We start from the raw sequence: 14,984 nt of genomic DNA, 5'->3' as shown, positions 1-14,984 counted from the left end.
CTCCGGTTTTCAGGTTCTGCTTGGTCGCTGAACCATCTACCGGAGACCTCACTCGTTTTCGATCTCCGACACGCGAAGATCTTCAAGCCACCTCAAGCCCTGGCACCGACTTCGACACAGGCCCTAGGCGGCCTGGGCGGTCTCGCGGCTTTGCGTCGCTCGGATCGGAGCGAGGGCCGTGATCGGCCCGTCCGCCTGGCTGCCATGGTGTGCTGGCGTCGTCTGTTGACAACTAGCTGTCCGGCGGTAACATATGTCGACACATATCGATGTGAGCGCTCACAGCAATGGCGACTAACTCTGGGCAAGGGCCGCGCTGACCGGGGCCGACCGCGGACCGAGCCGCCCGACGGTCAAGGAGGCATGTGATCACGCCGCGTTGACAGGCGTGAAGCGGTCGCGTTGCGGCAATCCCACTACGCCAAGCCGCTCTAGCGGGTGACGGCCAGGTCCCGCCCCGCAATCCGGCCGCGTTCTCACGCGCACCGAACCGCGACGAGTAGCACAAAGACCCCAGCCCGATCGCGGCTGGACGGTCTGCGACCACCTCAGACATAGCGCCAGGCCGCCGGCCTGCCGGACGTGGCGTGCCCGATCCGCTACACCGGCACCTGGGCGGCCGGCCCCCGAACTGTCTAACCCCACGAAGGAGTCATTGTGTCGATGCAACGACGGACGTTTCTGAAGGCGGGTGCCGCGGGTGCGGTGGCCGTGGGAGGAGCGGCCCTGCTTGGTGGCTGGCAGGCGCACGCCGCACCGGTTGGTGCCCTGGACACCGCGCCGACCACGCCGTTCAGGGTAGGCGTGCGCCGGTACAACTGGACGCGGGGTAGCCGTCCGTGTACCACGTATGTCTACTATCCGGCGACCGGCGCCCCGGGCGGGAACCCGGTCACCGATGCCCCCGTCGCTGCGGGCGTGTTTCCGGTCTACAACTTCACCCACGGCTATGGCAGCAGTCCGCAGAACTCGCTGTTCATCATCCGGGCGTTGGCCGCGGCCGGGTTCATCGTGCCGGCCCCGCACTTCCAGCACAACTTCAGTGATGTCAACAACGGCAACACCTCCAAGGATGTCTCGGAGATCCTGACCCGGACCCTGGCCCTCAACGGCAGTGGGCCGCTGGCCGGGCACATCAACACCAGCATCGGTGTGGGCGTGTCGGGACACTCGCTGGGCGGCATGACCACGCACGGTCTGCTGACCTCCTGGCCGGACAGCCGGATTATCTCGGCCAACCCACAGTCCTGTGTGGACATGGGAAACCCGGCCAGCTCGGTCAAAGCCAAGGTGTTGTTCGTTCACGGCGATCGGGACTCGACCACGCAGTACTCCTCGGCCCGGCAGGCGTACACGGAGATGCCCGCGCCGAAAGCGTTCCTGACCTTCGTCGGCGGCAGCCACACCAGCTTTTGGAGTGACAGCCGCTTCCCGGCCACGGTCGTGGACTGGGCGCGCTGGAGCATGTACGGCGACACCGCCGCCCGCGACCGCCTCCCCTCCGACGCAGCCGGCCCCAACACCAGATGGGAAGCCAACCTCGGCACGCCGCCGGGGCAGCGGTACGAGGCGGAAAACCCGCCGGCGGTGTGCCAGGGCACGATCGACTCCAACCACACCGGCTTTTCCGGCAGCGGATTCTGCAACGGCAGCGCGGCGGCGGGAGCTTACTCCGAACTCACGGTGAACGCGGTGGCGGCCGGCACGGCAACGCTCGGAGTCCGGTTCGCCAACGGCACCAGCAGCGCGCGCCCGGCGAGCCTGGTCGTCAACGGATCCACGGTGGCGACGGTTTCCTTCGAGAGCACGGGCACGTGGAGCACATGGTCCACCAAGACCTTGACTGCCTCGCTGAACGCTGGCAGCAACACCGTCCGGCTGGTTTCCACGACGGCGGCCGGACTACCGAATGTCGACTTCATCGACGTCCGGTAGCCCGCCTCCCACGCGAACAACCGCGAGGTTTGCCGGCAACAGCCGTCGCGCTCACCAGCAAGCATTCATGAGATGGGTCAACGTCATGCCATTCACCCGTACCAAGGATTTTGCGCCAGCTCGCCCTCGTTCCCGCCGCCGCGTTCTGGTTGGCATTCTAAGCGCACTGGCCGTGTTGCCGGTCGTCGTCGTAGCCAGCGCATCGCCGGCCAGCGCGGACACCAGCCAGTTCCGGGGCGTGAACTGGGCCGTGCCCGGCGACAACTTCAAGAAGGTCCCCCTCGTCCTCGACGGGCTGAACCAATCGGACAGCTACGCGACCGTACGGGCCAAGGCGGACGCCGTCTACAGCGGGTTCGCGAGCCAACTCGGCGTCAACACCGTCCGGCTGCCGGTCAACACCCACACCGTCAGCTCGTCGTGGTGGAACGCCTACCGGGGCACCATCGACGCCGCGACCGCCAGAGGGTTCAAGGTCATCCTCGCCTACTGGGAGGACGGAGCGGCGGCCGGCGGCCGGATCACCAACACGGCGGCGTTCAACTCGATGTGGAACACCCTGACTACCCAGTACGGCCCCAACAGCCTGGTCTACTTCGAGCCGATGAACGAACCCCACGGCTACAGCGCCTCCGAGTGGACGAACCTCGCCGCCTCGTGGATCAACGCTCGCCCGTCGATCCCGAGGGGCCGGATCCTCGTCGGCGGCACCGGCTACAGCCAGGACATCAGGCCGGTCTGTGCCGACAGCCGGCTCAACGGGACGCTGCTGTCCTACCACCACTACGCGTTCTTCTACGGCACGAAGGACTACGCCGGCTGGGTCCAGAGCTTCCGGGAACGGCTGGGCAACTGCGCCTCGCGTGCGATCCTGACCGAGTTCGGTGCGCCGATGGATACCGGCCTGAACTACAACAACGCGAGCAGCACCGACAACTTCGTCCGGTACCTCCGCGCGGACACCGACTCCCTGCGCGACCTGCGCATGGGCTCGGTCTACTGGCCCGCGCTGGGCGGCAAGATCACCGCCGGACAGAACTACGACTGGTACTCCATGTTCGCGCTCAACGGCAGCGGCACCAACCTGAGCGTGAGCATCCGCAACTCCACCGGCGCCGACCGCCTCAGGCACGGCTGGGGCTCCGACCGGCCGACGACGCCTCGGTACGAGGCGGAGACCTCCCCGGCAGTGTGTACGGGCTCCATCGACTCGAACTGGTCGGGTTACTCGGGTACCGGGTTCTGTAACGGTGATAACACGACGGGGGCGTTCGCTCAGTTCACGATCGACGCGGCGAGCGCGGGTACGGCAACGTTAGGGATCCGATTCGCCAATGGCACGACCGGAGCGCGGCCGGCGGACCTGGTGGTGAACGGGTCGATGGCACAAGCCGTGTCGTTCGAGAGCACGGGGGGTTGGACCGGCTGGACCACGAAGACGGTGGTGGTGCCGGTGCGGGCGGGGAGCAACACGATCCGGCTGAATCCGACCACAGCCAACGGCCTGCCGAACCTCGACTACCTGGAACTGACGTAAAGCGGCGGGTTGCTGGCCGCCAATGGCTCGGCAGCAACACCATCCGGTTGGATCCCACCACGTCATCCGGGCTACCCAATGTGGACTACTTCCACGTCGGCGCCGCCTGACGTCCTGTCGCAGTCACGGTGCCTGACCACCGCCTGCGAAACCCGACCCGACCCCTGGAAAGGACAGCGCGTCCGCGGCCCCCGTTGATTCCGGCCGGCGGTGCCGCGGACGCGCTGGCGACATTGACAGCCGGATCACGGGATCCGCCCTGCCGCCCGTATCGCAGAAACCGCGGCCACGCCGTCGGCGTACGCCAACAGCGGCAAGGTCGCCAACGTGGCCAACTGCGGCACGCCGACGTAGCCGACGAACGCCAGCGGAGCTGGCTGAACAACTGCCAGCAGTGGCAGCTACAACCCGTCTGAGGGAGGAGTTATCGATGCGTAGACGTACTTTCCTCGCGGTACCCGCGCTGGGCGCGGCGGCAAGCCTGCTGGACGTATCCGCAGCGTCGGCGTCACCGGCGGTGACGTACAGCAACCCGCTGATCGCGCGGCGGGCCGACCCGCACATCTTCCGGCACACCGACGGCTACTACTACTTCACCGCGACGGCGCCGGAGTACGACCGGATCATCCTGCGCCGGGCGACGACGCTGCAAGGGTTGGCCAGCGCGAGCGAGTCGGTGATCTGGCGCAAGCACGCCAGCGGTGACATGGGTGCGCACATCTGGGCGCCGGAGATCCACTTCATCAACGGCAAGTGGTACATCTACTTCGCCGCGGGCCGCAGCAACGACATCTGGCGGATCCGGATGTGGGTGCTGGAGAACAGCAGCGCCGACCCGTTCACCGGTACGTGGGTCGAGAAGGGGCGCATCGTCACCCACCTGGACACGTTCTCGCTGGACGCGACCACCTTCTCGCACAACGGCATCCGCTACCTGTCCTGGGCCCAGCAGGACCCGGCGATCAGCGGCAACAGCAACCTGTACCTGGCGCCGATGAGCAACCCGTGGACGATCTCCGGCACTCCGGTACGGCTCAGCGTGCCGACCCTGTCGTGGGAGACGATCGGGTACAAGGTCAACGAAGGCCCATCGGTGCTCATCCGCAACGGCAAGGTGTTCCTGACCTACTCGGCCAGCGCCACGGACAGCAACTACTGCCTGGGAATGCTGACCGCGTCGGCGTCCAGCAACCTGATGAACCCGGCGTCATGGAGCAAGAAGCAGCAGCCGGTGTTCAGGACCAACGCCGCGACCAGCCAGTACGGCCCGGGCCATAACTCGTTCACGGTCTCCGAGGACGGGCAGAGCGACATACTGGTCTACCACGACCGCAGCTACAGGGACATCAGCGGCGACCCGCTGAACGACCCGAACCGGCGGACCCGAATCCAGAAGCTGTACTGGAACGCCGACGGCACACCGAACTTCGGCACCCCGGTGCCGGACGGGGCGACGCCGTACCGGTTCAGGTCGTACAACTTCCCGGACCGGTTCATCCGGCACGTCTCGTTCCGCGGGCGAATCGACGCGGACATGACGAACCTGGCCGAGTCGCAGTTCCGCATGGTCACCGGACTAGCTGGCAGCGGCACAGTGTCGCTGGAGTCGACCAGCAACCCCGGCTACTACCTGCGGAACCGAAACAACGAGATCTGGCTGGACAAGAACGACGGCACGACAGGGTTCAAGAATGGCGCGAGCTTCACCCGGCGGGCAGGCCAGTCCGACCCGGCCGCGGTGAGCTTCGAGTCGATGAGCGCCCCGGGACGCTACCTCCGCCACTACAACTACGCGCTCTACGCGCAGCCGTTGAGCACCGCCGCCGACCTCGCGGACGCCACCTTCTACCTGGAGTAGCCAGCGCGGTCCCCGCCGGCAGGCTCGTCGCGCAACAGATCGATAAAAAAAATGTTCCCCATGAAAACGACCTTGTCTTCTCTCGGCCGTGCACGGCGCGGCGTTCCCGCTTGGTGCGGGTGCCCATCTCAAGTAAGAAATCGAGGTCCGTAGCGGGTCTCGTCATCGTCCGACTCTGGAGATCATCATGCTTTCACGTAGACAGCGCGCCGCGCTGCTATCCGCCTGCACGGCCATGGCGGTGACGGGTGCCGCGGTGCTCACCGCCGCCGTGGCTTCCGCGGCAGTGACTCGCTACGAGGCCGAAACGGCGCCGGCCACATGCGACGGTGTCATCGAGTCCAACCACACCGGCTACTCCGGCAGCGGCTTTTGCAACGGCAACAGCAGGGCGGGGGCGGCGGCCCAGTTCACCGTGACCGCGTCCGCCGCTGGCACGGCGACGATCGCCGTCCGGTACGCCAACGGCGCCACCGCCAACCGACCGGCCGACGTGCTCCTCAACGGCACCGTCGCGCAGTCGGGCGTCGCGTTCAACGGCACCGGCGCGTGGACGACATGGGCCACGACGACCCTGACCGCGTCGCTGAACGCGGGCAGCAACACGATCCGGTTGAGCCCGACCACCGCGAACGGCCTGGCCAACATCGACTATCTCGACGTCGAGGTCGGCGCATCGCCCTCGCCCTCCGCGACCGCCTCCCCGCCGGGCCGGCCCGCCCAGTGCACCGGCAGTTCGCCGATCACCTGCCACTTCGGGGTATCGCCCGGCAACTACACGGTGACCGCGTGGATCGGTGACCGCGCCTCGGCCGGCAACACGTCAATGTCCGTGGAGGCCCGCCGGCGGATCCTGCCGGCGGTCACGACCGCCGCGGGCACCATCACGCAGTACGTGTTCACCATCAACGTGCGACAGCCGGAAGGCCAGCCCACCGGGCAGGGTGGCACCGGCACCTCCGGCCTGAGCATCACGTTCGCTGGTTCCGCGCCCAAGCTTTCAGGGCTGACCGTCCAGCCGGCCGGCAACCCGCTTGTGGCCTACCTGGCCGGCGACTCCACGGTGTGCGATCAGATGACCGCCCCGTACACCGGGTGGGGGCAGGTCCTGCCCACGCGCGTGTCCACCGGCGCGGTGGTCGCCAATTACGGCGACTCGGGCGAAAGCTCGGGCAGCTTCCTGAACAACTCGGCACTGTTCCCCACGATGCGACCGTTGATCAAAAGCAACGACCTGGTGCTGATCCAGTTCGGCCACAACGACAAGTCCACGACCGCCTCAGCCTTCCGCGGTAACCTCACGACGATGATCAACCAGGTGCGCGCCAGGGGCGGCGTACCCGTCCTGGTCACCCCACCGGTGCGGCGGCGGTTCGACGGCAACCAACTCGACGCCACCGCCCGGCACATCAATGGTGTCGGCGTAGACCTGCCCGCCGAGATGCGCAGCCTCGGTTCCTCGCTGGGCGTGCCAGTGATCGACCTGACCGCCAAGAGCGAGGCCCTGGTCGAGTCCATGGGCCCGACCAACTCCGCCCAGCTGTACCTGCGCCAGTCGGTCGACGGCGTCACCGACAACACCCACTTCTCCGAGTACGGCGCCGGCAGGATGGCCGACCTGGTCGTCGAAGGCATCCGCGAACGCAACCTCTCCTTGGTCAGCTACCTGCGCTGACCCCATCCGTGGCGGCCGGGCGCGGCACGACGCGCCGGGCCTGCCGGGGCGACGTCGAGTTGGCCAGAGCCGCGCCAGCGCGCGCCTTTGACGGACCGGTCAAAGCTGCGCGGGGCCAGGAAGGCAATTCCACCACCCAGCACCGCGCCGCTGACGACTACCACGGCAGCCTCGGCCGTGACGACCCAGGTCACCTGGCGCCAGGTGGCGCCGCTCAGGCGGATTGCTCACATGTCCAGTCGGCGGCCGGCGGCGGCCATGAGCAGCGTGTTAGCGACCGCGATCGCACGTATCCGGCGGCCACGCGATCAGCGGCAACGTGAAGAGCCACACCGGTCGGTCTTTCACCATCGTCCGACTCGCCGTCGTCGTGCACCACCGCGAACGCCTCCGCCAGTAGCCGCACGGGCGTGCCGCCGGACGGCGGAAGGGTCGAAGTGGACAGGCCGACGGTGCCGCTGTCCCGCAGGCCCGTCGAATGAACCGGCGAGGACCTGCAGCCGGCGCTGCGTCGCTCGGACCGGGCGAGCGCCCCGGCTCGGCCTGCCCGCTCGACGGCTATGCCATGGTGCTCGGCGTCTGTCCGTTGACAATTAGATGTCCGGCGGTAACACTCGTTGATATATATGAATGTGAGCGCTCACAGTGGTGAGGTGCGCCGCGCTTAGCGGGGCTGCCCCGCGGACCGAGGCGCCTGATGATCAAGGAGGTATGTGATCACGCAGCGCCCGGCAGGCACCGAGAACCGCGTTCGTCCGCGGCAACCTCGGTGCGCCAGACCGCTCTGGCGGACGACGACCACGTCCCGTCGTCCGGGATCCGGGTCGATGCCGGGAACCGCGCGATCAAACAAGTCAACGCGACCAGAGGCACGCACATTCAGGGCATGCTGCATTTCGCGTTCAAGGTCATCGAGCGAGCGCCCACCGGCAAGGTGGTGCGTGACCCAAACCAGGCTTTCGCGAAGGTGATGACGTTGGTAAACACATTCTCCGGTGACCTAAGCAACATGAGCGGCATGGTCGACCGGATCGGCCCGGACTGGCACGGGAGTTACGCGGTCGTGCAGCGCAATCTCGTCGAGATCGCAAAGGTTCTGCCAGGTGTGAAGCTCAACATCGCCGAGATGTCTCCGCCGTCGAGTGGCAGGGTCACCGATGCGTTGTCAGATCCGAATCATCCGGTGGGCTTCACCCATACGGTGCAGTCGCAGGGGGGCGACACGATGGCCGCCATGAAGACGATCAACGACATACCCGACAACGCGGGCACCGGTGTGTGGCCGTGGGCTGGCACCAGCGTCTTCGGAACGGGGTCGGGTGCAAACGGCACGTTGCGGGCCTCGTTCAAGGTTTGGAACGACGCGTTCGCCAAGAACGTCGTTGAGAGCCACGTCTTTGCCCCGACGCGGGCGCGTGTGGCTCCCGCGCTCCCCACAACCGTGAGAAGCCTCGACCTGCGCACGGGTGTCCGCTCGACCGTCAAGGTCACCTGGAGTGCCATCAACCCGGAGAGCTACGCCACGCCAGGCACCTTCACAGTGAACGGCACCGCGAACGTCACCAGCCTCGGCAGCGGTAAAGGAACCACGATGACGGCTGTGAAGGCAACGGTCGAGGTCACATAGCCCCATCCTCATCGGGGCTGGACGGTCGGCACCACATCACGCGTAGCGACGACGTCAACCAGGAGCGCAACAAGCAGAGAGAGGTGGATGAACGTGACAAGTGTGCGGCTTGCGGGCCGGTCTCGTTGGCGTGTCGGCGTTGTTCTAGGCGCTGCCGCTAGGGCCTGTGTCGAAGTCGTTCACAGCCACTCGTTGATGGCAGCGAGGTGGATGGTGGCTTCGTAGCGGACCGCGAGTTTGTCGAAGCGGGTGGCCACGGCCCGGTTGCGCTTGAGGCGGTTGATGCCGCACTCCACGGCGTGACGCTGCTGGTAGACGTATGGATCGAAGGCCGGTGGCCGGCCGCCCTTGGAACCCTTGGCCCGCCGGTGGGCGTCCTGGTCGGCCTTGCTCGGGATGGTCGCGGTGATGCCACGCCGGCGCAGGTAGGCCCGGTTGGCTTTCGATGTGTACGCCTTGTCGGCCAAGACCCGGTCCGGGCGGGTCCTGGGACGGCCGGTTACCAGGCGAGGGACGCGGATGGCGGTCAGGACCGGGATGAACTGCGGGCTGTCGCCTCGTTGCCCGGCGGTCAGCACGATCGCGAGGGGTTTCTGGCCTTGCTCGCAGCCCAGGTGCAGCTTCGTGGTCAACCCACCGCGGGAGCGTCCGAGCGCGTGATCAGCAGGCTCGACACTGACTCCACCAGGTGGTTCGGCCTGCAGATCCCCCTTTTCCTCGCCCCGGCCGCATGCTGATGGGCCCGGGCGCTGGTGGAGTCGACACTGACGTCCCAGGTGATCCGCCCGGCCGCGTCGGCGAGTGCCTGCAGTGCGGTGAGCACCTGCTGCCATGTCCCGTCACGCTGCCACCGCCGGAACAAGGCATACACCGCCGACCAGGACCCATACTGCGGTGGCACGTCCCGCCACGGGCTCCCACCCGGATCCGCCACCGGATCCCATCAATCAACTGCCGCCTGCTCCACGATGACGGTCGACCCGGCCGCTTCGGCGTCGGCAGCAACGGCTGCAGCACCGCCCACTGCTCGTCGGTCAGGTCGAACCGCCTCGTCACCGCTAGGGTGTCCACGAGGTCTCCGGTTTCAGGTTCTGCTTGGTCGCTGAACCATCTACCGGAGACCTCACCCATTTCTGATCTTCGACACGCCAAGCAGTCACACCAACTCAGCCACCACCGCCGACTTCGACACAGGCCCTAGCGTGGTCGCCGCCGGGGCGGCTGTCGGTTTGCCGGAGGCGTCGGCCGCGACAACGCGGTATGAGGCGGAGACCTCCCCGGCCACCTGTGAGGGGACGATCGACTCGGATTGGTCCGGGTACTCCGGGAGCGGGTTTTGTAACACGACCAATGCGACCGGGGCTGCCGTGCAGTTCACGGTGAACGTTGCCACGGCCGGCAGTGTCACGCTAGGGATCCGGTTTGCCAACGGCACCACCACCCGTCCGGCGAGCCTGGCGGTCAACGGGACCACGGTGCAGACGCCGTCGTTCGAGGGCACCGGTGCGTGGAGCACGTGGGTCACCAAGAACCTTACCGTGAACGCGAATGCGGGCAGCAACACGATCCGATTAGCGGCGACCACGTCGAATGGTCTGCCCAATGTAGACCATCTCGAGGTCGGTGCTGGCGGCCCGACGTTCACCAACCCGGTGGTGGGTCCCCCGAACAGCGCCGACCCGACCTTGGTGTTCCACAACGGGTTCTACTACTACGTCGCCACGACCTGGACCGCCAGCGTGGTGATGCGCCGCTCAGCCACGATCGCCGGGCTCCGTACGGCGGCAGAGCAGGTAGTCGTCCGTACCGGCGGGAACACGATGTGGGCCCCGCACCTGGAGCTCATCAACAACCGGTGGTACCTGTACTACTCCGTCGAACAAGGCGACCTGCCCCGGCGTACGCATGTCGCCGAAAGCGCCGGAGCCGACCCGCTCGGCCCGTACACCATCCGCGGGATCCTCAACCTGATGCCCAACAACGGCTGGGCCATCGACGCGGCCCCGATCCGGCTGAACAACACCCTGTACATGACGTTCTCGGCGTTTGGCTCGGACAGGTTGCAGTCACTGTTCATCGCACCGATGACGAACCCGTGGACAGCCGCCGCGTTCGGGAGCCGGATCTCGGCCCCGACCCTGGCCTGGGAACGGCAGGAGGGGGCCGTCAACGAAGGGTCGTTCCTGTTGCAACACAATGGGCGCACGTTCCTGACCTACTCGGCCAGCTACTGCGGCGGACCGAACTACAAGATCGGCATGCTGGAATACCGGGGCGGCGACCCACTGGCCGCCGGTTCCTGGACGAAGTTCCCCAACCCGATCTTCCAGCGCAACGACGCGAACGGAGTCTACGGCCCCGGCCACCACTCGTTCTTCACCTCACCTGATGGCACCGAGACCTGGATCGCCTACCACGCCAACAGCTCGGCGTCGCAGGGCTGCGGCACGACGCGTACCACCCGGGTACAAAAAGTCTCCTGGAACGCTGACGGCACACCGAACCTCGGTACGCCGGTGCGGACCGGTGTCGCCCTCCCCGTACCGTCCGGGGAATAACCCTCCGCAAGCCCCTGACGGCAGGTCGTCGGGAGCTGGCGGTGACGCTCGCTGATACTTTGGCGGCCCATCAGAACGCACCGCCCGACGCACCGTGTTCTTCGAGATCCCCAGCATCCGCGCGATCGCCTTGATCGGCATCTGCTCCGCCCGATGAAGGCGGCGGATCTCAGCCCAGTCTGCCACCGTGATCACACCCTTCCTCCGGCCCGCCAAACGAGCCAGTCCCGGAAGGGGTCACCATTCATCCGCCGATAGGGGGTCCGAGTTCAGGCTCTGGCATACATTGAACCCTTTTCATCGTGGCCTGGTGCGCGGATGGCCTGGTGAAGGGCGGCGTGTCGGTGCTCCAGATAGGACGAGGCTCCCGGTAGGACAGCAGTCGACCAAGAACGACAGCCCTGTCCGGGAGCCTCGTTGCTTACGAAGCAAGGTCTTCCCCGGCGACCTCGCGGGGTGACTGGCCAGCGCCCTGCCGAATGCCGAAGCCCTGCGCTTCGACAATAGCGGACACGCGCCGTTCGCCGAGGAGCCGGACCGATTCAACACGGTCCTGGCCGAATTCCTCAAGAAGTAGCGGACATTTGTGCGGTTCATGTCGCACATCATGATCTTTAACGCCGCACCCCGCGCTGTCCGAAGCGCGACTGGAGGTATTTCCGCACACCTTGTGGCCCTCATGCTGGGTGGGCCTGTCGGACCGCGCGAGAAAGTGGGCAACCCATGCACCCATTTGATCCTTCCGCCTTCGGATTCGAGCAAAAGTTGGACAAGCCGGGCAGCCTGGTCGAGGTGGTGCACAAAGGGCTCGACCTCCTGGCGACCGATCTCATGGAACTGAAGGAAAAGCTGCGCTCCAACGACCCGGAGATCGACGAGTATCTCGCAAAGACGAAGAGGGCCCTGCTTGACGTCGTCGATTTTCCGCAGCTCGCCGCCGCCCAACTGATCCCACCGGTACTGACCCTTGTCAAAACCGTCGCCGACGCGGCGCCGGCCAAACACCAGGCACAGATGATGGCGATGGCGCGCATCGCCGACGACGCCGTAATGTGCTACGCCAAGATAGCGGCCCTTCCCGAGCCTGTGCGGGCACACGCGGCGGGATGGTTCGACACCCATCTACCCGGCACCACCGAGCTCGAATGGATCATGTTGATCAAAGCGTTCGGTGACCAGCTCGCAACGACCATCGAACGCTACGCGAAACGGGCAACAGAGGGCGTCCCGACGGGTGCCCCTGACGCCATCCTGACGAAGGCGATCACCGCTATCGGCACGACACCGCTACACAAGCCGCGGTTCACGAAGGAGGGCATCGCCAAGGTCCTGCATGACCGGCTCAGCGTCCTCAACGAGCGCGACTTCAACCGGCGATACATCGCCTACATTCTCCGGATCACCCGCGCGAGCCGCGGTGAAAGTAAGGAAAATCTGAACGATCTGGCCTACTGTATTGCTGCCGATGTCGACACCAAACTGGGCTTTTGCGACGGCGAGCGCATGTATCTCCGCGATCGCAACACCGACGTATCGTCCTGCATCCACGAGGCGATGCACATGCTGTCGTCACCGGCGTGGAAGCAGGCACTGGGAGACTGCCTCAACGAAGGCGCCACCGAGCATTTCAGCCGGGTCGTGTGCAAGCAGCACAACATTAAGTACAACCAAAACATCTACATGTGGAACGTTGGGGTATTCACCACGATCATGGATGTCGCCAAACTCGATCAGAGCGCTTGGGAAGAGGCTTATTTCGCGGGCAACGTCGAGAAAGTCCGGAAGGCGATCGTAGACATATCGGGCGAGGAGGGCATGCAAATCCTTTTGGAGAAATATCAAACCGACGAGCAGACCGCCAGGAAGTGGCTCGAGCACTGCGAAGAATACCAGCGCACGTGCGTCGTCCAATGAACCCTTTTCATCCTGCGTAGCGGTTCGTCTCGATGTGGTGGAGGACGAGGACGGCCTGCACGATGGTGGTTGCTCGGCGTGGGCAGCAGCGTAGCTTCGTCAGGATCTTCCAGGCCTTGAGCGTGGAGACGGCTCGTTCGCCGGGGGCGCGGGTCTTCGCGTGCGCCCGGTTGACCGCCTTCTGCCGGCGTGACAGCTCCGGCCGGAAGCGGCGCCGTTTGAACGGTGTCCGCACGCTGCCGCGGGCGCCCTGGTAGCCCTTGTCGCCGAAGGTCATCACCTTCGCGCTCGTCAGCGCATCGATGATGCCGTGGATACGGGCGGCGGTCAGGTCGTGCACGCTGCCGGGTAGGGCAGGCGAGGCCCAGACAAGCCGGCCAGCGGCATCGGCGATGACCTGCACGTTCACCCCGTGCCGTTTTGTGCTTACCGGAGTAGTACGGCTTCTGATCGGCGATGCGGTCGATCGGAATCAGCGTGCCGTCCAGGATCGCGTACGCCAGCCGCCGGATCCGCTGCATGGCAGCGGCCAGGTCCTCGGCGGCGGCAGCGAGCACGGCGATCGCCTCCTGCACGTACCGCCAGGCGGTAGCCACTCCGACTTCGAAGCCGGCGGCGAGGCGCGTGTAGGTGTCGCCGTTGCGCAGGTGGGCCTGACGGCCCGGGTCGAGACGCCGCCACCTCGATCGACGCTGTTGGCGGTGGCTGCGGATACAGTCGGCGAGGTGGTTCAGGGTCCGGCTGGACAGCGGGATCGTGGACGGGTAAGACAGCACAGGCGAGGCTCCCGGTCGGGGCATCGGGTTTTGGTCGACTGCTGTCTTACCTGGAGCCTCGCCCTCGTCGATCTCCTGTGCTGCCACACCTACCCTGAGCTACAAGACCAGCTTGGAAAAGGCTCATTCTGTGATTGATCTTCGCAGCGGCTCATCAGGTGGCCAGGACGCGTTTGCGGAGGAGGTCGAGGTTCGCGCGGCCGTACATCTGTCGCTTGATCGTCTTGATGCGGTTGACCTGGCCCTCGACCGGGCCCGAGCTCCATAGCTGGGCAAGGCCGGCGACGACGGCGTCGCGGTCGCTGGCCAGGCCGGCGGCGAAGCCGCGCAGTTCGGCGTATCCGGCGTGACGGGCGCGGTCGATCCAGGCGTGGGAGTGTGTCGATTTCCGTGTTTGGGCCTGTGGTGTGATCGAGGTTGTTAGATGGCGATCCGGTCGCTGTAGGCGAGGATCAGGGCGTTGAGGGCCTTGGCCCAACCGTAGACCCGGCCGGTGATGCTCCCGCCGCCCCGGCGTTTCTGTTGGCGACGAGGTAGAGGATCTTCATCGCGGCCTGCTCGGTCGGGAAGTGCCCGCGCCGGCGGGCGGCTTGCCGGAACCGGGCGTTCAAACTTTCGGCGCTCGCCGCCGCGGCACCGCCAACCTCCTCGGCAACCTGACGGGCGTGCTGCGGGTCGTTTGCGGTGACCACCACCCGGTGGCCTGCCCGCGCCGCGCCGCGCGCGATCGCACCGCCGACGTTCCCCGCCCCGATGATGGCAATGTTTATGACAACCTCCAGGCATCGTTAGTTGGCTTGTTCCGGCACTACGATCAGGGCGACAAAACGTGGTCGCCTCCGCGCCCCTGGGCGAGCAGCGACCAAGGGCACCCGCTGACGGCGGCCCGTCGCGCGCACCGAGTCGCCGCTCCGCAGAGGACCGACGCCCACATCAAGACATGAGCCCACGCCTGCGCGATGCCGTAGCCTGATCGACTAACGATCTCGTGCGCAATAGGACGGTCGTTGACGGTGTTCCACCGTAGGTGATGATCTTTCGGTGTCGATCCGGTGGGCTCGTCGTGCATTCAGCCATCCCTCGTTCACGGGAATCTCCCGCCGG

Annotated in this window: 8 protein-coding genes and 5 pseudogenes; 7 read left to right on the top strand and 6 right to left on the bottom strand. The window is 66.2% G+C overall.

Translation table 11 applies throughout. The features are described from left to right. Positions 1-663: 663 nt before the first annotated feature. The 5 genes from E1182_RS22875 (at position 664) to E1182_RS22855 (ending at position 8,632) form a co-directional block, all read left to right on the top strand. A complete protein-coding gene (locus E1182_RS22875; protein WP_207914217.1) occupies positions 664-1,935 on the top strand; it encodes a carbohydrate-binding protein in 1,272 nt (423 codons plus the stop codon). 85 nt (positions 1,936-2,020) lie between these two features. Next, entirely contained in the window at positions 2,021-3,472 is a 1,452-nt protein-coding gene (locus tag E1182_RS22870) for a cellulase family glycosylhydrolase (RefSeq protein WP_132268749.1), read from the top strand. A gap of 430 nt (positions 3,473-3,902) precedes the next feature. Then, positions 3,903-5,330, top strand: coding sequence for a family 43 glycosylhydrolase (locus E1182_RS22865; protein WP_132268747.1), 1,428 nt, complete (start codon positions 3,903-3,905; stop codon positions 5,328-5,330). Positions 5,331-5,517: 187 nt separating this feature from the next. After that, a complete protein-coding gene (locus E1182_RS22860) occupies positions 5,518-7,005 on the top strand; it encodes a GDSL-type esterase/lipase family protein (RefSeq protein WP_207921487.1) in 1,488 nt (495 codons plus the stop codon). A gap of 697 nt (positions 7,006-7,702) precedes the next feature. After that, positions 7,703-8,632 carry an Ig-like domain-containing protein gene (locus E1182_RS22855; protein ID WP_132268745.1) on the top strand — a complete coding sequence of 310 codons (930 nt, stop codon included), beginning with the start codon at positions 7,703-7,705 and terminating at the stop codon, positions 8,630-8,632. A 179-nt stretch (positions 8,633-8,811) separates the two neighbouring features. On the opposite strand, the pseudogene E1182_RS22850 reads toward E1182_RS22855, so the two are convergent. After that, positions 8,812-9,763: pseudogene (locus E1182_RS22850) on the bottom strand (IS5 family transposase). Between the two features lie 71 nt (positions 9,764-9,834). Between E1182_RS22850 and E1182_RS22840 the strand changes: the two are divergent. Next, positions 9,835-11,190, top strand: coding sequence for a family 43 glycosylhydrolase (locus E1182_RS22840; RefSeq protein WP_165942693.1), 1,356 nt, complete (start codon positions 9,835-9,837; stop codon positions 11,188-11,190). 45 nt (positions 11,191-11,235) lie between these two features. On the opposite strand, the pseudogene E1182_RS22835 reads toward E1182_RS22840, so the two are convergent. Beyond that, positions 11,236-11,385: pseudogene (locus E1182_RS22835) on the bottom strand (helix-turn-helix domain-containing protein); the annotation flags it as partial. Positions 11,386-11,955: 570 nt separating this feature from the next. Between E1182_RS22835 and E1182_RS22830 the strand changes: the two are divergent. Beyond that, the gene (locus E1182_RS22830) at positions 11,956-13,104 is read left to right on the top strand and encodes a hypothetical protein (protein ID WP_132268738.1); all 1,149 of its coding nucleotides are present in this window, start codon (positions 11,956-11,958) and stop codon (positions 13,102-13,104) included. A 7-nt stretch (positions 13,105-13,111) separates the two neighbouring features. Here the strand turns inward: E1182_RS22830 and E1182_RS22825 are convergent. From E1182_RS22825 to E1182_RS32455, 4 genes and pseudogenes are all read right to left on the bottom strand, one after another. After that, positions 13,112-13,880 (bottom strand): annotated as a pseudogene (locus tag E1182_RS22825) (transposase family protein). Between the two features lie 154 nt (positions 13,881-14,034). After that, on the bottom strand, positions 14,035-14,358 hold the full coding sequence (locus tag E1182_RS32760; RefSeq protein ID WP_256370851.1) for a transposase: 324 nt from the start codon (positions 14,356-14,358) through the stop codon (positions 14,035-14,037). Positions 14,359-14,392: 34 nt separating this feature from the next. Continuing rightward, positions 14,393-14,497: pseudogene (locus tag E1182_RS32460) on the bottom strand (transposase); the annotation flags it as partial. Next, positions 14,498-14,635, bottom strand: a pseudogene (locus E1182_RS32455) (NAD(P)-binding domain-containing protein); the annotation flags it as partial. Positions 14,636-14,984: the final 349 nt, after the last annotated feature.

The organism is Micromonospora sp. KC721 (assembly GCF_004348355.1).
In the GTDB taxonomy this organism is placed as follows: domain Bacteria; phylum Actinomycetota; class Actinomycetes; order Mycobacteriales; family Micromonosporaceae; genus Micromonospora.
Note: the sequence above shows the minus strand (reverse complement) of the source record. Positions and strands in the feature narration are given on the sequence as shown.